Genomic DNA, 21,063 nt, shown 5'->3' with positions numbered 1-21,063 from the left:
TTGGTGGCTTTATTTGCGATGCTTAAATTAAGGAGAGTAGATTATAGTCTATACGTTTATTTGTTATGCCTATTTATATAATCTCTCCTTATATTTAAGTGTGTTAAGGAGGGATTTTTTTATGTTGTTAGTAAAGGTAGAGAATTTAAAGAAATATTATGCTGACAAATTAATTTTGGATATAGATAAGCTTGAAGTATCAGAAAATGATAAAATAGGTCTAGTAGGTTCAAATGGTCAAGGAAAAACAACATTATTAAAGGCAATATTGGGTGAAATAGAAATTGACGAAGGATATGTTTACCTTACAGACAGCTATTCTTATATAAGTCAGAGTGAAAATAATATTGAAACATGTAGTAATAGTAAAGAGAAGAGTCTTTTAAATGCTCCAGATAGGTTTGAAGAGTACTTATCAGGAGGGGAAAAAGTTAAACTAAAAATAGCAGATGCACTGAGTGATAAGAAAAACATCATAATAGCTGATGAGCCAACTTCAAACTTAGATAAAAAAAGTATTGGGACTTTGGAAGATATGTTTAAAAGGCATGAGGGAGCATTATTATTAATATCTCATGATAGACGTTTTCTAGACGAGTTATGTACAACTATATTAGAACTAGAAGATGGAAAATTAAAAGCTTACAAAGGCAATTACACTGATTATTTAATGCAAAAAGATGAAGAAGTAAAAAGAGCTGATTTTGAGTATCAGGAATATATTAAAGAGAAAAAAAGACTTGAAAAAGCTCTTTTATATAAAAAAGCTTTAAGCGATGGTATAAGGAAAACACCAAAAAGAATGGGTAATTCAGAAGCTAGATTACACAAAATGGGTGGTCAAACTAATAAGAAAAAGTTAGACTCAAATGTGAAGGCCATAAAAAGTAGAATTGACAAACTTGAGGTAAAGAATAAACCTAAAACTTCTGCAGAAATGAAGATTAAGATTCAAGATGGAATGGAGATAATTAGTAAAAATCTAGTAGAGATAAAGGATATGACTCTAAAGGCAGGAAATAAACTCCTATTAGATAATGTTTCTTTTAAAATAAAAAGAGGTAAAAAGATAGCGTTATTAGGTGATAATGGGTGTGGAAAAAGTACTATGATAAAAGAAATATTGACTAATAGAAATGACAATATAAAAATAAATAACAAGGTGAAAGTAGGTTATTTTGACCAACATCAAAGTTTATTAGATGAGGAAAAGAGTGTTCTATACAATACTAAAGTCAGTAGTTCATTTGATGAATCTTTTATAAGGATAAACTTAAACCTATTTGGATTTAAGGGAGATGATGTCTACAAAAAAGTAAAAGTACTTAGTGGTGGAGAAAAGGTAAAAATAGCATTATGTAAAATAATATTGGAAGATAATAATTTTTTAGTATTTGATGAACCGACAAATTACTTAGATATAAAATCTATGGAGGCACTAGAAAAAGCATTGATAAACACTGATAAAACTATGCTTATAGTATCTCATGATAGAGTGTTTATATCACATATTTGTAACTATATTATAGAGATAAGAGATACTAAAATAAGGGAGTTTGATTGTAATTATGATGAATATATAATTAGCAGAAATAAAAAAACTCCTAGTAGGGAAGATAAAGTTAAAAAAGAAAATCTTCTAGTATTAGAAAATAAACTTACAACTATTATATCTATGCTATCTATAGAAAAGGATAGTCTAAAAAAAGAACTGTACGAATCAGAATACAATGAGTTACTAAAACAAATCATCAAATTAAAAAATAGCTTTTAATATTAACTTTTTAATTATATCTATATAAGAAGACTAAAAATGCTTATTGGGAATATAAGTATAGCTATTAAAACATAAAAATACTTTGTTAGAAAATTAAAAGTGAGTTAAATAGAAAGTGGCATTCATATTGGATTTTATAAGAATGCCACTATTTTCATTGACAATAATAATGTATTATTATCTAATGCTCATTTTGTACTTAGTACAGAGTTTATTCAGATTTAACCTTAAGTTTAGCTACTGTTTCTTCTTCAGGAGTAACATAAATAGTACTGTTAGTCTCATAAATAACCATACCTGGTTTAGAACCACTAGGTTTTTTTACATTTTTTCTCTTAGTATAGTCTACAGGCACTTGAGAAGAAAGATTTGACTTACTAAAGAATGCCGCCAGTATAGCTCCTTCAAATATAGTATTATCAGGGACTTCCTTACCAGCGCACTTTATTATTACATGAGAACCAGGAATATTCTTTGTATGCATCCACAAGTCGTCATTATCAGCAAGTCTTAGTGTAAGATAGTCGTTTTGCCTATTGTTTTTACCAACTAATATTTTAAATCCATCAGAAGACACAAATTCATGTGGTTTTGTAGAAGGGATAGTATCCTTTTTACTGTTTTTCTTTTGAGTCTTGATATATCCAACCTTAGCAAGTTCTTCTTTTATATCCTGTAATTCAGCTAAATTTTCACAGTTTTCAATACTTAAAATTATGTTTTCTAAGTAATCTATTTCTTCTTTATTCAATGAAATTTGATGAGATATTTCAACTTTAGCATGTTTCATTTTGTTATACTTTTTAAAATATTTTTGAGCATTTTCAGATGGTGTCAAGTTTTTATTTAATTCTATTATTACATTCTTACAATTTTCATCATAAAAATTAGCAACTTCAATACTTTCCATACCTTTTTCTACCATGTAGATATATGAAGTAATCAATTCTCCTTTTATCTTATAAATATCTGCATTTTCAGACTCTGACAATTCTTCTTCCTGTTTTTTTAGTTTATTATAAAGTCTATCAAGTTTAACAGATATACTCTTCTTTAAGTCAGATGAACGTTGATTGATTCTATCCTTAATATCTTTAGTTCTATAGAAATCTTCTAGTATACGGGACATACTTTCCTTATTTATATAGGATAAATCACTAAATAATGTAAGATTTACACAGCTGAAATCAACTACCTTATCTACTTTTTTATCTATGACAATGCAAGGTGAGTATTTATTAGCATTTATATCATTGAATAAATTACAAAATTCTTTGTATAAAGAATCAAATTGTTCATTAGATATATCCCTTATGATAGTGTTTTGATTTACATCTGCTCGGTAGCAAATTTCTTTGGATATAGTAGGGCTTATACCTAGAAACTTAGAATATATGGACTTAAAGATAGGTCCTTCAGATTCACTTAGGCTATTGATAAACAAATCCTTAGGTATATTATCAAGAGGATTAAGCTTATTTTGTTCTGGTGGTAATGAATAATCATGACCCGGTAAAACTTGACGAACTCTACTTATACTAAAAGGTACTCTTTTTATAGAATCTATAATTTTATTTTCTTCACCATGGGTTATTATTATGTTGCTATGTCTTCCCATAATTTCAATCATAATATTTTTAATTGTCTTTTCCTTTAATTCATCTAAAGATTCAACACTTATTTTTATTATTCTTTCAAAGCCTATTTGAGAAATTTCTACTATATTTCCACCCTGTATGTATTTTCTAAGTAACATACAAAACATAGGTGCTTTTAGTGGGTTTTCTTTTTGATAATTGCTTGTAAGATAAACTCTAGGATTTGAAGCACTTGCACTCAAAACCAATCTAAAATTTTCTTTATTATTTCTTATATTAAAAATTACCTCATCATCTTCAGGCTGATGTATTTTATCTATTTTTCCACCTGTAAGTTTTGATGATAATTCATCTACTATTGAATGTATAACTAATCCATCTAATGCCATATATAGCACCCCTTTCTTTGACCAAAATGAGCCAGTAAATTAATTATACACATAATATACGCCTTGTGACTAGGGGAAATTTAAACAATAGAGATTAATATTTAAATTGTATAACTATTTATACTTATAGGAACGAAACATTATTTTTAAAATTAATAATTTAAAGTGGCTTAAATGTAAAATAAATATAGTATAATTATTGTGTAAAGTATAAGTTATGAAAGTATATGAACTTTGCAAAAATAAATCAATTTTAAAGTTTTATAGTATCTAATATGAAAGAAGGTTGAAAAAATGAAATTTATCGATTTAAGAAGTGATACTGTTACTATGCCTACTGATGAAATGAGAGAAGCTATGGCAAAGGCTCCTGTTGGAGATTCAATCTTTAGAGATGACCCTACTGTAAATAAACTTGAAGAATTAGCAGCAGCTAAAGTTGGAAAAGAAGATGCTATTTTCCTTCCAAGTGGAACTTTTGGGAATCAATTAGCCTTATTCACTCATTGTCTAAGAGGGCAAGAAATAATTATTGGTAAAGGATATCACATTGTAACTCATGAGGTTGGAGCACCTGCTGTGATAGCTGGAGTTCAGCTTAGAACTATAGATGAAGATGAAAATGGAGCTCTTAATCCTGAACTTGTTGAAAAGGCAATTAGAAGAGATGATATACATGAACCACAGACAGGGCTTATATGTGTAGAAAATGCATATTCAGGTGGAACTGTTGTGAGTCTTGATAATTTAAGAGAAATTAAAAAAATAGCTGAGAAACATAACTTACCAGTACATCTAGATGGAGCAAGAATATTTAACGCAGCATTAGCTTTGGGTGTAGAAGCTAAAAAAATAGCAAAGTGCTGTGATAGTGTTATGTTCTGTGTGTCAAAAGGTTTAGCTGCACCAATGGGTTCTATACTTGCTGGAAGTAAAGAATTTATAGCAAAAGCTAGAAGAAAGCAAAAAGTTATGGGTGGGGGAATGAGACAAGTAGGTATAGTTGCAGCTGCTGGTATAATTGCCATTGAAAAAATGACTTTAAGATTAAATGAAGACCATGAAAATGCAAAATACTTAGCTTGTGAATTAAATAAAATTGATGGCATTGAAGTAAACAATGTTAATCCAGACATAAGTATGGTGTTCTTTAAGATGGGTGAAGACGTTATAAAAGAAGAGGTTCTAATAAAAGAATTTTTTGAAAGAAACATAAAAATTAATAAGATGGAAAATGGTGAGTATAGATTTGTAACTCATGTAGATATTACTAAAGAAGATTTAGGCTATGTTTTAAAAACACTTAAAGAATTAATCGGTGTATGTTAGTAGGTATCTACTAAAGAATTATAGCTAGTTATTAGATATTTAATTAAAAAATTCATAGATAGTTTAAATAAAACATACATAAAATTCATATAGAAATATTATTATATAAACATAGAAAGAACTAGCTTAAAAACATAATATAATTACCCTAATTGTAATGGCAACTCTCCCTCACATCCTCAAATTATAGTTGTCATTACAAAACTTTTCCCATAAATTATAAGTTTATGGGAATTTTTTTATGTTATAATAGTTTAAGTGTTAATTTACGAAGGAGCGATACTTATGAAATTTTGGAAACTACATGGAATAGGGAATGATTTTATAGCAGTAGATGGAAGATTCGACCAAATAGACCCATCTGATTATACTGTTTTAGCAAAAAAAGTATGCCATAGAAGATTTTCTGTAGGAGCGGATGGATTGTTAGTTGTGAAAAATTCAAAAGTTGCAGATGTAGAAATGGTATATTATAATTCTGATGGTTCAAGAGCAGCTATGTGTGGAAATGGTCTTAGATGTTTTTGTAAATTTGTTTATGATAATTGTATAGTCAGAAAAGAAAATTTTACAGTAGATACATTAGATGGGATAAAAGATATAAAAATAAATCTTATTAATGGAGAAATAAACTCTATAAGAGTCAACATGGGAGAAGGAAGCTTTAGAGCTAAGGATGTTCCTGTACTTGCAGGGAAAGAACGTTTTGTGCAAGAAAGTATAAGAGTTTTAGATAGAGAATTTAAAGTTACTTCTATGTTGATGGGGGTTCCTCATACAGTAGTTATAGTAGATGAGCTAGATGTAGATGATGTTTGTAAATATGGAAAAGAGATTGAAAATAATAAAATTTTTCCTGAAAAAACGAATGTAAATTTTGTAAAGGTAGAAGATAAGTATAATATACATGTTTATACTTGGGAAAGAGGTTGTGGATATACTCTAGGTTGTGGGACTGGTATGACTGCATCAGCAATAGTGTGCAATCTACTTAATATGGTAGAAAGTAGTGTAAATGTAACTTCTCAAGGTGGAACAGTTAAAATAGATGTAGGAGATTTCTCTTATATGACAGGTTCAGCAGTAAAAATATGTGAAGGTGTTTTGGAGGTTTAATTAATGGCTATAAGTATGACTGGTTTTGGAAGAGGAGAATACAAGGATGATAATTATTACTTTTTAGTAGAGTGTAAAACGATAAATCATAAGTATTCAGATATAAACATACGTCTTCCAAGAAAAATTTCATTTTTAGAGGATAAGGTTAGAAATTTAGTAAAAAATTATGTAAAAAGAGGAAGAGTAGATTTATACATAAAATTTGACTTATTAGGCAAAGAAGATGTAAACTTAAACTTTGATGAGGTATTAGCATCTCAATATATAGATATACTAAGAGAAATAAAAAATAAATTTGACATTATAGATGATATTAGTGTTATGAATGTTGCAAAGTTTCCTGATATTGTGAAAATAGAAGAAAAAGAAGAAGATGAAGATTTATTGTGGTCAATGTTGAATCGAGCAGTTGAAGATGCATTAATCAAATTAAGAGAAATGAGAAGTGAAGAAGGTAAAAAATTAGCTGAAGATATTACCATGAGATGTGATTTATTAAAAAATCATATAGAAGAAATTGAAAAATATTCAAGCAGTGTTGTAGAAGATTATAGAGAAAAATTAAATTTGAGAATAAGTGAATTATTGGATGACCCAAGTATAATAGACGAGAATAGATTAGCACAAGAGGTTGCAATATATGCAGATAAAAGCAGTATAACAGAAGAAATAGTTAGATTTAAAAGTCATATAGGGCAACTTAAAAATACTATATTTAAAGACGACTCTATAGGTAGAAAAATAGATTTCTTAATACAAGAGATGAATAGAGAAACTAACACTATAGGTTCGAAGTCATCTGATATAAATATAACTAATTTAGTAGTGGAAGTAAAAAGCGAATTAGAAAAAATAAGAGAACAAATACAAAATATAGAGTAAGAATACAATATTAGAAGGGGAATGCTTAAATGTTTGCGAAAAAAGGATTATTGCTAGTTGTATCAGGACCATCAGGTGCAGGAAAAGGTACTATTTGCAAAGAACTACTTAAAGAAAATGATACAATAAAACTTTCTGTATCAGCTACTACAAGAAAACCCAGAACTGGAGAAGTTGATGGAGTAAATTATTTCTTCATAAGCAAGGAAAAGTTTGAAGATATGATAAAAAAAGGTGAGTTTTTGGAGTATGCTCAAATTTATGATAATTTTTATGGAACTCCAAAAGCAGCAATAATGGAATGTTTAGAAAATGGACAGGATGTATTATTGGAGATTGAAATGCAAGGAGCAAAACAAATAAAAGAAGTTTGCCCAGAGGGAGTATTTATATTTGTACTACCACCATCACTTAAAGAACTAAAAAATAGAATTGTTGGAAGAGGTACAGAAACAGAAGCTGAAATAGAGAAGAGATTTAGCTGTGCATATGAAGAAATTAAAATGATTAAGGATTATGATTATTTTATACTTAATGAAGATGTAAAAACATCTGCTAAAGAAATAGAAGGTATAATATCATCTGAAAAGAATAAAGTTAGCAGATATAAAAATATTATAATAGAGAAATTCAAGGAGGAATTATAATTATGTTAAAACCATCTATCAATGAGGTACTAGAAAAAATAGACAACAGATACTATTTAGTAGGGACTGTTTCAAAGAGAGCAAGAAAATTAATTGATGGAGAAGAGCCATATGTTTCAAATAAAGCTAAGGAGAAGCCTGTATGTGTAGCAACTAAAGAAGTTGCAAGTGGAAAAATAACATATAGATTACTAACAGAAGAAGAAATAGAGATAGAAGAAGCTAGACATCATGCTGAGCAACATCAACAAATTTCAGAAGAGGAGTAAAGTCATGCTAAAAGATAAAACTGTTGTAATTGGCATAAGCGGAGGAATAGCTGCATATAAGGCTTGTAATGTTGTAAGTAAGTTAAAAAAACTAAATGCAAATATCCATGTTATAATGACAAAATCAGCAACAGAATTTGTTAAACCACTTACATTTCAATCACTAAGTCAAAATTATGTAGTAGAAGATATGTTTGAAGAACCAAAAACTTGGGAAGTTGAGCATATATCATTGGCAAAAAAAGCAGATTTATTCTTAATAGTACCAGCAAGTGCAAATGTTATAGGAAAGATTGCAAATGGGATAGCCGACGATATGTTAACAACTACTGTTATGGCAACCAAAGCACAGGTTCTGATAGCACCAGCTATGAATACTAATATGTATGAAAATCCAATTGTTCAAAAAAATATACAAACTTTAAAGAATTTTGGATATAAATTTATTGAACCAGAGAGTGGAAGACTTGCATGTGGAGATATTGGAGCAGGTAAATTAGCTAATCCAGATGCAATAGTGGATGAAGTTTTGGTAAACCTTACTAAAGAGCAAGATTTAAAGGGTCAGAGCATAATAGTTACAGCTGGTCCAACTGTAGAAAGTATAGACCCAGTAAGATATCTAACTAATAGGTCTTCTGGGAAGATGGGATATTCTATAGCGAGAGAAGCTATATCTAGAGGTGCTGATGTAACATTAATATCAGGCCCTACAAATCTTTCTATTCCACAAAATCTTAAAAAGTTTGTTCAAATAGAGTCAGCACAAGACTTGTACGAAGCAGTAGTATCAAATTTAAGTGAAAATAAAATCGTAATTCAAAGTGCAGCAGTTGCAGATTATAAACCAAAAACTTATTCTGAGAAAAAAATTAAAAAGAAGAATGATGATTTATCAATAGAACTAAGTAGGAATTACGATATTGCTTATGAAATAGGAAAAATAAAAGAAGATAAGATATTAGTAGGCTTTGCAGCTGAAACTAATGACCTTATAGAACACGCCAAAGGAAAAATAAAAAAGAAAAATCTAGATTTTATTGTGGCAAATGATTTAACCAAAGAGGGTGCTGGTTTTAGAGCTGATACTAATATTGTAAAAATAATAGATGTAGAAGGAAATATTACTGAGTATCCTAAAATGAAAAAAGAAGAAGTAGCCAATGTTATTTTAGATAAAGTTAAAGCATTGCTTGAGAAATAAGACCTTTTTAAATATGATATTTGTGTATTTTATCACAGCTAAAGTGGCTGAAAGCTGCAATTTAATTTTAGCGAGTAAAAACTCGCAAATGTCAGTTAAATTGTAGTTTTCAGCATTTATTTTGTCATAAAGTATAAAATATGATTAATAGTTAATTATTAATATAGAGTTAATATTATTAACTTGAAATTTTTTATAAATGCTGAAATTTTGATATTTTGTAAAATATATTAAAATATGAACAGTAGATTAAATTTAAGTAGAGGTTTTACAATGAAAAAATATGCAAAGGTAATAGTTAGAAGTAATACTATATACACAGATAATTTATTTACATATCAAATTCCTGTATTTTTATCTGATGTTATAAAAATTGGACATAGAATATTAGTACCATTTGGAAAAGGTAATAAACCAACAGAAGCCTTTGTATTTCAATTTACAGATAGCTTAGATGAAAAAATAAAAATAAAAGAAATTATTGATATATTGGATGAAAATCCAATATTTAGAAAAGAAGACTTAGAATTGGTTTATTGGATGAAAAATAGATATTTGTGTACTTATATAGAATGTATAAATTTGATATATCCAAAAGGATACAAACTAAATAATTATAAAGTAGTCTTATTAGGTGAAAATTTAAGTGGATTAAACGATATTGAATTGAAGGAAAAAATATCAACTTTAAGTGATAAAAATAGAGAAATAGTAGAAAAAGTAATTGATAGTAAAGGTAAAATTAAGGTTGATAAGTTAAAATATATACCAAATCTAAATAGTTCTTTGTACGCAATGAATAAAAATGGAATTATAAAATTATGTTGGGAATACAAAAATCACAAAAATGAGAAGAAAGTATGTTATATATCTTTGAGTTTGGAAAGTGATAAAATTGACGATTATATAGAGCAAAATAAAATAAATGTAGGAAGTAAACAAAAAGAAATATTAACTTTTCTTAAAAATAATAAAAATGTAGAGATAAATGATTTATTGGATTTATTAAATGCTTCAAAACAAAGTATAAACTCTTTAAGTAAGAAAAAGTTAATAACCCTAGAATTTAAGGATTATTATAGAGAACCAAAAAGTATTTACAAATCCATATTAAAAAATATAAAATTAAACAATGAGCAACAAGAAGCAGTTGATGAGATAAAATCGAATATGCTTTTGGATGATAAAAAACCATACTTAATTCATGGAGTAACTGGAAGTGGAAAAACTGAAGTTTATATAGAAATAATAGAATTTGCTCTAAGCCAAGGTTTAGACAGTATATTCTTAGTACCTGAGATAGCATTAACTCCTCAAACAATAGATAGGCTAAAGAGTAGGTTTGGAGATTTAGTTGGAGTATTTCACAGTAAACTATCTGAAGGAGAAAAACATGATGTTTATAAGGCTGTCAAAGCAGGTAAAGTAAGAGTTCTAATTGGAGCTAGGTCGGCTTTATTTGCACCTTTTAATTCTTTAGGCTTGATAATAATTGATGAATGTCATGAGTCATCATATAAGTCTGAGAAGAATCCAAAGTTTAATGCTATAGAAGTGGCTAGATTTATGGCGTTAAAAAATAATCTAACTCTTATTTTAGGTTCAGCTACACCTTCAATTGAAGAGTATTATAGGGCAAAATCTGGAGAATACAAACTTATAAATATAAAGAGTAGAGCAAATGATAAACCTCTTCCAAATATTGAAGTGGTAGACATGAAAGATGAGCTAGATAAAGGAAATAGAAGCATATTTAGTTTGAAATTACAAAAAGAAATAAGTTGTGCGATTGAAGAAAATAGTCAAGTGATACTGTTTTTAAATAGAAGAGGTTATGCAAATTTTGTATCTTGTAGAAAATGTGGATATGTGTTCCAATGTGAAAATTGTGATATATCTTTAACTTATCATAAGAAAAGGAATATTGGAAGATGCCACTATTGTGGATATGAGAAAGAAATCCCAAAAGAGTGTCCTGAATGTAAAAGTAACTATGTTAAGCCATTTGGAGTTGGAACTCAAAAGATTGAGGAGGAATTAAAATATATTTTTCCAGATATAAAAACTTTGAGAATGGATAAGGATACAACTTCAAAAAAAGGTACTTTAGATGAGATACTAAATAAATTTAAAGATAAAGAAGCGGATGTACTGATTGGAACGCAGATGTTAAGTAAAGGGCTGGATTTTGAAAATGTAACTTTGGTAGGTATTTTATCTGCTGATATGATACTAAATTTTCCAGATTTTAAAAGCTTTGAAACTACATTTCAATTGATAACTCAAGTTTCTGGAAGAGCAGGGAGAGCTGATAAAGAAGGAAAAGTAGTGCTTCAAACTTATGATACTGAACACTATGCTATTAAACATGCTATTGAGTATGATTATGAGGGTTTTTATGAAGATGAGATAAAAATAAGAAAAGCATTTGGATATTCTCCTTTTAATAACATGTTGAGTGTAGTTGTTAGTGGGGAAGATGAGCAATTAGTAGTAAAAAACATAAAAAATATGCATGCATCATTGATTTATTTATTAGAAAAAAGGGGTATAAATGATTTAGGATTTATATTAGGTCCAAATCCATGTTCAATATCAAAAATAAATCAAAATTATAGGTGGCAGATACTCTTTAAAGATGAAAATATTGAAATTAATCTGTTAAAGGGTATAATAAAATATATATGTATAACAAAACGAGATTTGATATTTGATAAGAATATCAATGTATCTATAGATATTAATCCAAACAGTGTATTATAAATTTAGGAGGAAATATAATGGCTTTAAGACAAATAGTTCAAATAGGAGAACCGGTATTAAGAAAGAAATCAAAAAAGGTTGAAAAAATTGATGAAAAGATAATACAATTATTAGATGATATGGCAGAAACTATGTATAATGCAGATGGTGTTGGATTAGCTGCACCTCAAGTTGGAATCTTAAAAAGAGTAGTAGTAATAGATATTGGAGAAGAGCTTATAGAACTTATAAATCCTGAAATAATAGAAACATCTGGGGAGCAAATAGATGAGGAAGGGTGCTTAAGTGTTGTTGGAGAAGCTGGAGATGTTAGAAGACCAAATTATGTAAAAGTTAGAGCTTTAGATAGAAATGGTAAAACAATAGAGTTAGAAGGAGAAGAACTTTTGGCTAGAGCATTTTGTCATGAAATAGACCACTTAGATGGAATTCTATTTGTTGATAGAATAGAAAAGTAGTAGGAGTTGATTTAATGAAAATAGTATTTATGGGAACTCCTGATATAGCAGTTCCTTGTTTACAAAAAATAATAGATGAGAAGTATGAAATATTAGGTGTTGTAACTCAACCAGATAAACCAAAAGGAAGAGGTAAAAAACTGGGTATGAGTCCAGTAAAAGAACTGGCAATTGAAAATAATATACCTGTATATCAACCAATCAAGGCTAGAGATAAAGAATTTATAGATACAATGAAATCTTTAAATCCAGATGTAATAGTGGTTGTAGCTTTTGGGCAGATACTTCCAAAAGGAATATTAGAGATTCCTAGACTTGGATGTATAAATGTTCATGTTTCTTTACTTCCAAAATATAGAGGTGCGGCACCTATAAATTGGGTAATAATAAATGGTGAAGAAAAGACTGGTGTTACAACTATGTATATGGATGAAGGTCTAGATACTGGAGATATGATACTAAAGACAGAAGTAAATCTTGATGATAATATAACAGCAGGAGAACTTCATGATAAAATGATGAATATAGGAGCAGAAACATTAAAAGAAACATTAAAGTTAATTGAAGAAGGAACTGCTCCAAGAGAAGTACAAAATCATGAGGAATTTTCTTATGCTCCAATAATGAATAAATCATTAGGTAATATAGACTTTTCAAAAAGTGCTAGGGAAATACATAATTTAGTTAGAGGTGTAAATCCATGGCCAAGTGCTTATACTACCTATAATGGTGTTATAATGAAAGTTTGGAAAACTAAAGTGTTAGATGAAAAAAGCACCAAAGGTGCAGGTACAATAATTGATGTAAGCAAAGAGGGTATAAAAGTAAGCACTATAGATAAGGTGCTTTTAATTGAAGAAATTCAGATGCCAAATAAAAAGAGAATGTTGGTTGGTGAATATATAAAAGGGAATACTATAGAAACTGGTTTAGTATTGGGTTAGGTGAAAAGTATGACAGATATAAAGAAGTATTTAACAAGTGTTGGGATTTTAATTCTAATATTAGGGATTTTGGTAGGAGTTGTAAATTTTTTTATAATAAGTTTGACTCAAATATTTTCTTTAATAATAAATGTTATAATAATGTCGCTAATACTTATAATACTATGTTCAACAGCAGTTACTTATAGAGTAATTAAAGGAAAGAATGTTAACTCAAATATAATGAAAATAAATTTTAAGATTGTCAGTGGATTATTTCCTATTATATCTTTCATTGCATCATCCTTTGGTATGTCAAAAAGTGAGATTAGAAGAATATATATAAAGTTAAATAATGAATATATATACAGTAATAAATATAATTTTAATCCAGAGGATATAATAATTTTAATACCTCATTGTATTCAAGAGAATAGTTGTAAATTAAAAGTTACTAATGATATAGATAATTGTAAAGAATGTGGAAGATGCAACATAGGAGAACTAATTAAGCTAAAGGAAAGAACTAATGTAAAAATATTTGTAGCTACAGGAGGAACTTTAGCTAGAAAAATTATAATAGACAATAAACCTAAAGCTGTTGTAGCTGTTGCATGTGAAAGAGATTTGACATCTGGAATACAAGATATTAAAAAAATTCCTGTTTTAGGTGTATTTAACAAAAGACCTAATGGGCCTTGTGTAAATACTAATGTAGATATGGTAGATATTGAAAAAACTATAGACTTTTTAACAGGAAAAAGTATATTAGCTTGTAATTAAACTGTTTTTAAGTTATGTGAATATTAAGAGGATGTATAATAAAAATATATTTTAGGAGAGTGTTATTTATGTACCCTGTATATGGCGGTTTTTGGGGATTTGACCCAACGATGGTTGTATTAATTCCAGCTATATTATTTGCTTTATATGCACAATTTAAAGTAAGTTCAACAACAAATAAGTATTTAAGAGTAAATACACGTAGAGGATATACTGGAGAGCAAACAGCAAGAAGAGTACTTGATTCAAATGGTTTGTATGATGTAAGTATAGAAATGGTTAGAGGGCATCTAAGTGACCATTATGACCCAAGAAGAAAGGCTGTAAGATTGTCAGAAGATGTGTATTATGGAACATCTATAACTTCTGTTGCAGTAGCTGCACATGAATGTGGTCATGCAATACAACATGCTAAAGGTTATGCACCTCTTCAAATAAGAAGTAGCTTAGTACCAGTAGTAAATTTTGCTTCAAGTATATCTTGGTTTTTAATACTTATAGGATTTATTATGGCTGGTCCATTTTTAAAAATTGGGATACTATTGTTTTCGGCTTCAGTGTTATTCCAAATAATAACATTGCCTGTAGAATTTAATGCTTCAAGTAGAGCAATCGTCCAACTTGGAAATTTAGGTATTATAGATGAGAGTGAGTCAAGACAAAGTAGAAGAGTGCTTTCAGCAGCAGCTTTAACATATGTTGCAGCAGCATTGGTTTCAATACTTCAATTACTTAGATTGTTACTAATAGCTCAAAGAAGAAATGACTAAAAGTAAAGTGGGTTGTTTAGAAACAACCCTTTTTTATGTTTAATAATAAGGGAGAAATTTATATGGATGCAAGAGAAATTGGATTTAAAGTATTATGTGATATAGAAAAAAATGATAATTACTCAAATATTGCAATAAATAAACATTTTAAAAACTTAGAAATGAGTGACATGGATAGAGGGCTTGCCACAGAATTAATATATGGAGTAATAGAAAATAAGTATTATTTAGATTATATAATCAATAAACTTTCAAAAATAAAAGTAAAAAAAATGTCAACTTATGTTAAAATCTTTTTAAGAATGGGAACATATCAGATTTTGTTTTTAGATAGTATATCTGATTATGCAGCAGTTAATGAAACTGTAAAACTATCTAAGAAATATGATAAAAAGTCTTCTGGTTTCATAAATGCCATTCTTAGAAATGAAATAAGAAGTAAGGATACTATAATGGACATAACTGAGGAAGATAGTGTAAAATACTTATCTATAAAGTATTCCTATAACTCTTGGATTATAAAAAATTGGATAGAGAAATTTGGACAAGAGTTTACTGAAGATTTGTTGGAAGCGAACAATGAAAAGCCTAGTATCTATATAAGAACAAATACACTTAAAATAAGTAGAGAAGAACTTATTAAAAAATTAAGTGAAATGGGCATTTTATGTTTAAAAATTCCTATGGTAGAAGAAGCTATTAAAGTCGAAAAAATGAAAAATATAGAAAAAAATGAATTATTTAAGGCTGGTTTATTTACAATTCAAGATATAAGTTCTATGATAGTAGGGAAAGTAATTAATCCAAGAGAAGGTTCATTTGTTTTGGACGTATGTAGTGCTCCTGGAGGGAAATCTACCCACTTAGCCACTTTAATGAACAATACTGGTCAAGTAGTAGCTAGAGATATTTTTGAGCATAAACTAAAGCTTATAAAGTCTACTGTAAACAGATTGGGACTTAAAAATGTATGTATAGAAAGATTTGATGCTTCTGAGATTGATAAAAATAGTATAAGTAAATTTGATTATGTTTTAGCAGACGTTCCTTGCTCTGGTTTTGGTATAATAAGACGTAAACCAGAGATTAAATATAAGAAAGAAGAAGAGTTAAAAGACATCACTTTTATACAAAAGAAAATTCTAGAAAATGCATCTAAGTATGTCAAAATTGGTGGAACTTTAGTATATAGTACATGTACAATTCAAGATGTGGAGAATATAAATATAGTTAATTCTTTTGTTGAAGAAAATAACAATTTTGAATTTACTCCGATTGATACAGTAAATGTAGATTTAGACAATCAGGATAAAGGATACTTAAAGATATATCCTAATATTCATGGTACAGATGGTTTTTTCATAGCAAAATTAAAAAGAATAAGGTAGTGAGAAAATGGAAAATAAAAAGGTAGTATTAAAGAATTTTACTGAAGTTGAACTTAAAGAATTTATGAAAACTATAGATGAAAAACCCTTTAGAGGAAGCCAAATATTCTCTTGGATATATAAGGGTGCAAAAACTTTTGATGATATGAATAATATACCAAAAAGTTTGAGAAATAAATTAGAAGAGGTTTCATGTATAGGTCATATAGATATAGAATTAAAGTTGGAATCTAAGGTAGATAGTACAAAAAAATATTTGTTTTTATTAGATGATGGAAATATAATAGAAACTGTGATGATGGATTATGATAGTAGAGTTACTGTCTGTGTTTCTAACCAAGTAGGTTGTAGGATGGGGTGCAATTTTTGTGCATCTACAATGGATGGATTGATTAGAAACCTAGAGCCATGGGAGATTTTAGACCAAGTTATTAAAATTCAAGAAGATACTGGCAAGAGGGTATCAAATCTTGTCTTGATGGGAAGTGGTGAACCACTTGATAATTTTGAAAATACAAAACAATTTTTAAAAATAATTAACGAAAAAAATGGTCTTAATATAGGGTATAGACATATAACTCTTTCAACTTGTGGAATAGTACCTAAAATGTATGAGTTGGCAGATTTAGAAATAGCTATAAATTTAGCTTTATCACTTCATTCGCCCTATGATGAAGAAAGAAGAAAAATTATGCCTGTAGCAAATGCCTATTCTATTAAAGAAATATTAGATGCATGCAGATATTATATAAAAAAGACAAATAGAAGGGTTACATTTGAATATTCTCTTATAAAAGGAGTAAATGACTCAGAAAAAGAAGCAAAGGCATTAGCTAAGCTCCTAAAAGGTATGCTGTGCCATGTAAATTTAATACCAATAAATAAAGTTGAAGAAAGAGAATACGAAAAGCCAGATAAAGCATTTATTTATAAGTTTAGGGATAGTTTGGAGAAAAATAATATACCTGCCACAGTTAGGATGTCTATGGGTTCTGATATTAGTGGAGCTTGTGGGCAATTGAGAAGAAAATACAAGTAATTTGTAAGGAGGAAGTCGTATGGTTTATAGTTGTGCCTCCCATATAGGAAAAATAAGAAAAAACAATGAAGACTATTGTGAGGGAGAAGTTATAGATACAGAACATGGTCCAATAGGAATATTTGCCATAGCTGATGGAATGGGTGGACATAAAAAAGGTGAAGTCGCCAGTAAATTAGCAGTAGAAAATATAATTGATTTTCTAAAAGAAAACTTATTACAACATGATAATGTAAAAATAGACTATATAGATGATATATTAAAACAGGCTTATAATAGTGTAAACTCAATTGTGCACAAAAAATCTATGGAAGATATAGAATTTGAAGGAATGGGAACTACATTAGTTACAGCTATAGTGTATAATAATGTCTTATATGTGGCAAATGTTGGAGATAGCAGATGTTATTTGTTAACAGATGAAAAATTTGATAAAATAACTATAGACCATTCCGTAGTTGAAGAACTTATGATGGCCCACGTTATTACAGAAGAAGAGGCGAGAAGACATCCACAGAGGAATAGAATAACTAGAGCAATTGGAACAGATGATATGGTTGTTGTAGATATTTTTAAGAAAGAAATCAAAAAAAGTGATATAATACTTCTTGCGACAGATGGATTAACTGGGTTTATTAATGATGAAGATATAAGAGATTTAATATTAGATTATGAATATGAGAGAATTAGTAATATAAGTGAAGAATTGATAAGTATGGCCAATGATGTTTCTGGTAAAGATAATGTTTCGGTTATAGTGATAAAAGTATAATTAGGACGGTGATATTGTGGGAGATACAATTTTAGGAAATCGATATGAAATCATCAGGAAGATTGGTGATGGAGGAATGGCCTTTGTATATGAGGCTAAAGACAGGTTATTAAACAGGACTGTTGCACTTAAGGTACTTAGACCTGAATTTGTAGATGACGATGAATTTTTAACAAAGTTTAAAAGAGAGGCAGAGGCAGTAGCAAGTCTTTCCCATCCAAATATAGTAAATGTTTATGATGTTGGTGAAGATGGAAAAGTTCACTACATTGTAATGGAATTTGTAGATGGGAAGAATTTAAAAGAGATTATACAAGATGAAGGTATATTAGATGAATATACTGCACTAGATATAACAAAACAAATAGCTATGGCACTTAGTGCTGCACATAAAAAGGGGATTATACATAGAGATATAAAACCTCATAATATTCTCATATCTAATGAAGGAAGAGTAGTAAAAGTAGCTGACTTTGGTATAGCCAAAGCTGTTTCAAATTCAACAATGACAAATATTGGTAGTATAATAGGTTCAGTGCACTATTTTTCGCCAGAACAAGCTAAAGGTAAATTTGTAACTAATAATGCTGACCTGTATTCTTTAGGTATAGTTTTATATGAAATGTTGATAGGAAAAGTTCCGTTTAGGGGAGATAGCCCAATTTCTATAGCCCTTCAACATATTAATGATGATATAGACTTTACATCAGAAGAAAAAGTTAGAATTCCTCAAAGTGTAAGAACTACAATAAAAAAGCTTACAGAAAAATCTAGTGCAGATAGATATCAAACTGCTGAAGAGTTGATAGAAGATATAGAGTATATAGAAAAAAACATTGATTTAGATTTTATAAAAGAATATGATGATTTTGCAACTAAAAAAATTGATGAAAAGGAAATTAATAAGGTTGTAAATCCAACATTTGCAAAACCAGCTCCTGAAAGAGTGGTTAAGCCTGTTGAAGTAGCTGATTTGGATGATGATGAAGATTACTATGATGATTTTTATGAAGAAGATGAAGATGAAGAAGAGGAAGAGATAATGAGAGCTAAAAAGAATCAAAGACCTAAGAATACTCCAAGTAAGAGAACTAAGAAAAAGAAGAAAAAACAGGAAAGCCCAAAATCTAGAAGAAGATTAAAAGTAATTGCAGCTGTTTTAATATTGATATTATGTGCTCAAGTATTCTTAGCATATAAGTTTTTATTTGCTGGAGGATTTGGCAGTAAATCTTTGACTGTCCCTAATCTTGTAAATATGACATTAGAAGAAGCTCAAAGTGCTGTTGAAAAAGAAGGATTATCCTTAAGTGTAAAAAGTGAAGAGTATAGTAGTGAAGTTGATGAAAATTGTATAATATCACAGACACCTGAAGGTGGAAGTACAAATGTCAAAGAGGGTGATACTATAAATGTTGTTGTAAGTAAAGGTTCAAATCAGGCTTCTGTTCCTAACGTAGTGGGACTTACTTTAAGTAATGCAAAACAACTTATTGAAGAAAACAACTTAAAAGTGGGAACTGTTAAGTATGAATATAGTTCAATATATAAAGAAGGTACGGTTCTAAACCAGAGTCCAGGAGCTAACTCATCAAGAGTACAAGAAGGTGATGAGATAAACTTATATGTAAGTAAAGGTTCAGAGAAGTCATATACACAGACTCCGACAACACCAAATAAAACACCAACTACACCAGATGATAATACTACAACGGAACCTGGTTCAAACTCAGGAAACGGTGGAGGAAATTCAGGAGGTTCAAATTCAGGAACTAGTGGAGGAAACTCAGGAAATAATGGAGGAAATTCAGGAGGCTCAAACTCAGGAAATAATGGAGGAAACTCAGGAGGCTCAAACTCAGGAGATAATGGAGGAAACTCAGGAGGTTCAAATTCAGGAGATAATGGGGATAATTCAGGAGGCTCAAGTTCAGGAGGCTCAAACTCAGGAGATAATGGAGGAAACTCAGGAGGTTCAAGTTCAGGAGGTAACGGAGAAACTCCATCAGGCACTGGTGGAAATACTGGTAAAACAGAATAAATTTTAGTAAAATAAGAGCTGTCCTTTTATAGAAAATATTTTCTTTAAAGGGCAGTTTGTTTTGTATAAAATATTGAATTGGTTATAATATAAGGAGAAAAGTATCTATGAAAAATAAAACAGTTTTAATTACAGGAGGCTCTAGAGGTATTGGTAAAGCTATGTCTAAAGCTTTTGCAAAAGAAGGTTACAATGTATTAATAAATTTTAATAAGTCAGAAAGTGAAGCTAAAGAGTTGTTTACTATATTAAATGAAAAAAATTTTTCTGTAAAACTTTTTAAGGCTGATGTTTCAAATAGAGAAGATGTAGAGAATATGATAGATTATTGTGTAAAGGAATTTGGAGGTTTGGATGTACTTGTGAACAATGCTGCTATAAGTCAAGATAAGTTGTTTACAGATATAACTGACGAAGACTGGGATAATATGATGAATATTAATTTAAAGGGAAGCTTTTATTGTTCACAAGTTGCTTTAAAATACATGATATCAGAAAAAAAAGGAAATATAATTAATATATCTTCAATTTGGGGTATATCAGGTGCTTCTTGTGAAGTGCATTATTCTATAACAAAAGCAGGTATAATAGGAATGACAAAGGCATTAGCTAAAGAAGTAGGTCCATCAAATATTAGAGTAAATAGTATAGCTCCAGGTGTTATTAATACTGACATGTTGTCTGGATATAATGAAGAAGATATAAATTTTCTTGTAGAAGAAACTCCTCTAATGAGGCTAGGAACTTCAGAAGATATAGCAAATTGTGCTATTTTCTTGGCATCAGATAAATCAAATTTTATCACTGGTCAAGTAATTAGTCCAAACGGAGGATTTGTTATTTAAAAAAAATATGGTATTATATAAAAATAGGAGAGAATAACACGATATACTACTCATAAATAGTATATGT

The 21,063-nt window shown here is 29.1% G+C and carries 18 protein-coding genes; 17 read left to right on the top strand and 1 reads right to left on the bottom strand.

Annotated elements, in window-relative coordinates; genetic code table 11:
- Positions 1-121: 121 nt before the first annotated feature.
- Positions 122-1,774, top strand: coding sequence for an ABC-F family ATP-binding cassette domain-containing protein (locus tag JJC02_12585; GenBank protein UDN53735.1), 1,653 nt, complete (start codon positions 122-124; stop codon positions 1,772-1,774).
- A 214-nt stretch (positions 1,775-1,988) separates the two neighbouring features.
- Here JJC02_12585 and JJC02_12580 read toward each other — a convergent pair whose 3' ends face one another.
- Complete coding sequence (locus JJC02_12580; protein ID UDN53734.1) at positions 1,989-3,764, bottom strand: NFACT family protein; 1,776 nt, start codon at positions 3,762-3,764, stop codon at positions 1,989-1,991.
- Positions 3,765-4,058: 294 nt separating this feature from the next.
- On the opposite strand from JJC02_12580, the gene ltaE reads away from it, so the two are divergent.
- The 16 genes from ltaE to JJC02_12500 all read left to right on the top strand — a co-directional run bounded on the left by ltaE (position 4,059) and on the right by JJC02_12500 (position 20,996).
- On the top strand, positions 4,059-5,093 hold the full coding sequence (gene ltaE / locus JJC02_12575) for a low-specificity L-threonine aldolase (GenBank protein ID UDN53733.1): 1,035 nt from the start codon (positions 4,059-4,061) through the stop codon (positions 5,091-5,093).
- A gap of 285 nt (positions 5,094-5,378) precedes the next feature.
- A complete protein-coding gene (locus JJC02_12570; GenBank protein UDN53732.1) occupies positions 5,379-6,209 on the top strand; it encodes a diaminopimelate epimerase in 831 nt (276 codons plus the stop codon).
- 3 nt (positions 6,210-6,212) lie between these two features.
- A complete protein-coding gene (locus JJC02_12565) occupies positions 6,213-7,094 on the top strand; it encodes a YicC family protein (protein UDN53731.1) in 882 nt (293 codons plus the stop codon).
- Positions 7,095-7,123: 29 nt separating this feature from the next.
- Positions 7,124-7,741 (top strand): guanylate kinase, encoded by a 618-nt coding sequence (gene gmk, locus JJC02_12560; protein UDN53730.1) that lies wholly within the window; start codon positions 7,124-7,126, stop codon positions 7,739-7,741.
- Between the two features lie 2 nt (positions 7,742-7,743).
- Positions 7,744-8,010, top strand: a complete 267-nt coding sequence (locus tag JJC02_12555) for a DNA-directed RNA polymerase subunit omega (protein ID UDN53729.1) — start codon at positions 7,744-7,746, stop codon at positions 8,008-8,010.
- Positions 8,011-8,014: 4 nt separating this feature from the next.
- Complete coding sequence (gene coaBC, locus JJC02_12550; GenBank protein UDN53728.1) at positions 8,015-9,214, top strand: bifunctional phosphopantothenoylcysteine decarboxylase/phosphopantothenate--cysteine ligase CoaBC; 1,200 nt, start codon at positions 8,015-8,017, stop codon at positions 9,212-9,214.
- Between the two features lie 237 nt (positions 9,215-9,451).
- The gene (gene priA / locus JJC02_12545; GenBank protein ID UDN53727.1) at positions 9,452-11,977 is read left to right on the top strand and encodes a primosomal protein N'; all 2,526 of its coding nucleotides are present in this window, start codon (positions 9,452-9,454) and stop codon (positions 11,975-11,977) included.
- Positions 11,978-11,994: 17 nt separating this feature from the next.
- On the top strand, positions 11,995-12,435 hold the full coding sequence (gene def, locus JJC02_12540; GenBank protein ID UDN53726.1) for a peptide deformylase: 441 nt from the start codon (positions 11,995-11,997) through the stop codon (positions 12,433-12,435).
- A 14-nt stretch (positions 12,436-12,449) separates the two neighbouring features.
- A complete protein-coding gene (locus JJC02_12535) occupies positions 12,450-13,379 on the top strand; it encodes a methionyl-tRNA formyltransferase (GenBank protein ID UDN53725.1) in 930 nt (309 codons plus the stop codon).
- Between the two features lie 9 nt (positions 13,380-13,388).
- Positions 13,389-14,141, top strand: coding sequence for a DUF116 domain-containing protein (locus JJC02_12530; GenBank protein ID UDN53724.1), 753 nt, complete (start codon positions 13,389-13,391; stop codon positions 14,139-14,141).
- A gap of 68 nt (positions 14,142-14,209) precedes the next feature.
- Complete coding sequence (locus tag JJC02_12525; GenBank protein UDN53723.1) at positions 14,210-14,911, top strand: zinc metallopeptidase; 702 nt, start codon at positions 14,210-14,212, stop codon at positions 14,909-14,911.
- 62 nt (positions 14,912-14,973) lie between these two features.
- Entirely contained in the window at positions 14,974-16,299 is a 1,326-nt protein-coding gene (gene rsmB / locus JJC02_12520) for a 16S rRNA (cytosine(967)-C(5))-methyltransferase RsmB (GenBank protein UDN53722.1), read from the top strand.
- Positions 16,300-16,306: 7 nt separating this feature from the next.
- Positions 16,307-17,338, top strand: coding sequence for a 23S rRNA (adenine(2503)-C(2))-methyltransferase RlmN (gene rlmN / locus JJC02_12515; protein ID UDN53721.1), 1,032 nt, complete (start codon positions 16,307-16,309; stop codon positions 17,336-17,338).
- Between the two features lie 19 nt (positions 17,339-17,357).
- Positions 17,358-18,110 carry a Stp1/IreP family PP2C-type Ser/Thr phosphatase gene (locus JJC02_12510; GenBank protein ID UDN53720.1) on the top strand — a complete coding sequence of 251 codons (753 nt, stop codon included), beginning with the start codon at positions 17,358-17,360 and terminating at the stop codon, positions 18,108-18,110.
- A gap of 16 nt (positions 18,111-18,126) precedes the next feature.
- Positions 18,127-20,151: a Stk1 family PASTA domain-containing Ser/Thr kinase gene (pknB, locus tag JJC02_12505; GenBank protein UDN53719.1), complete on the top strand. Its 2,025-nt coding sequence runs from the start codon at positions 18,127-18,129 to the stop codon at positions 20,149-20,151.
- Positions 20,152-20,258: 107 nt separating this feature from the next.
- A complete protein-coding gene (locus JJC02_12500) occupies positions 20,259-20,996 on the top strand; it encodes an SDR family oxidoreductase (protein UDN53718.1) in 738 nt (245 codons plus the stop codon).
- Positions 20,997-21,063 lie beyond the last annotated feature (67 nt).

The organism is Clostridioides sp. ES-S-0054-01, assembly GCA_021561035.1.
GTDB lineage: Bacteria > Bacillota > Clostridia > Peptostreptococcales > Peptostreptococcaceae > Clostridioides.
This window is presented reverse-complemented; position numbering and strand designations above follow the sequence as displayed.

Coding starts and splice junctions, on each gene's coding strand:
- JJC02_12580 (UDN53734.1), bottom strand. CDS start 3,764: ATGGCATTAGATGGATTAGTTATACATTCAATAGTAGATGAATTATCA.
- coaBC (UDN53728.1), top strand. CDS start 8,015: ATGCTAAAAGATAAAACTGTTGTAATTGGCATAAGCGGAGGAATAGCT.
- JJC02_12555 (UDN53729.1), top strand. CDS start 7,744: ATGTTAAAACCATCTATCAATGAGGTACTAGAAAAAATAGACAACAGA.
- JJC02_12585 (UDN53735.1), top strand. CDS start 122: ATGTTGTTAGTAAAGGTAGAGAATTTAAAGAAATATTATGCTGACAAA.
- rlmN (UDN53721.1), top strand. CDS start 16,307: ATGGAAAATAAAAAGGTAGTATTAAAGAATTTTACTGAAGTTGAACTT.
- JJC02_12565 (UDN53731.1), top strand. CDS start 6,213: ATGGCTATAAGTATGACTGGTTTTGGAAGAGGAGAATACAAGGATGAT.
- def (UDN53726.1), top strand. CDS start 11,995: ATGGCTTTAAGACAAATAGTTCAAATAGGAGAACCGGTATTAAGAAAG.
- gmk (UDN53730.1), top strand. CDS start 7,124: ATGTTTGCGAAAAAAGGATTATTGCTAGTTGTATCAGGACCATCAGGT.
- ltaE (UDN53733.1), top strand. CDS start 4,059: ATGAAATTTATCGATTTAAGAAGTGATACTGTTACTATGCCTACTGAT.
- JJC02_12535 (UDN53725.1), top strand. CDS start 12,450: ATGAAAATAGTATTTATGGGAACTCCTGATATAGCAGTTCCTTGTTTA.
- JJC02_12525 (UDN53723.1), top strand. CDS start 14,210: ATGTACCCTGTATATGGCGGTTTTTGGGGATTTGACCCAACGATGGTT.
- rsmB (UDN53722.1), top strand. CDS start 14,974: ATGGATGCAAGAGAAATTGGATTTAAAGTATTATGTGATATAGAAAAA.
- JJC02_12500 (UDN53718.1), top strand. CDS start 20,259: ATGAAAAATAAAACAGTTTTAATTACAGGAGGCTCTAGAGGTATTGGT.
- JJC02_12510 (UDN53720.1), top strand. CDS start 17,358: ATGGTTTATAGTTGTGCCTCCCATATAGGAAAAATAAGAAAAAACAAT.
- JJC02_12570 (UDN53732.1), top strand. CDS start 5,379: ATGAAATTTTGGAAACTACATGGAATAGGGAATGATTTTATAGCAGTA.
- JJC02_12530 (UDN53724.1), top strand. CDS start 13,389: ATGACAGATATAAAGAAGTATTTAACAAGTGTTGGGATTTTAATTCTA.
- priA (UDN53727.1), top strand. CDS start 9,452: ATGAACAGTAGATTAAATTTAAGTAGAGGTTTTACAATGAAAAAATAT.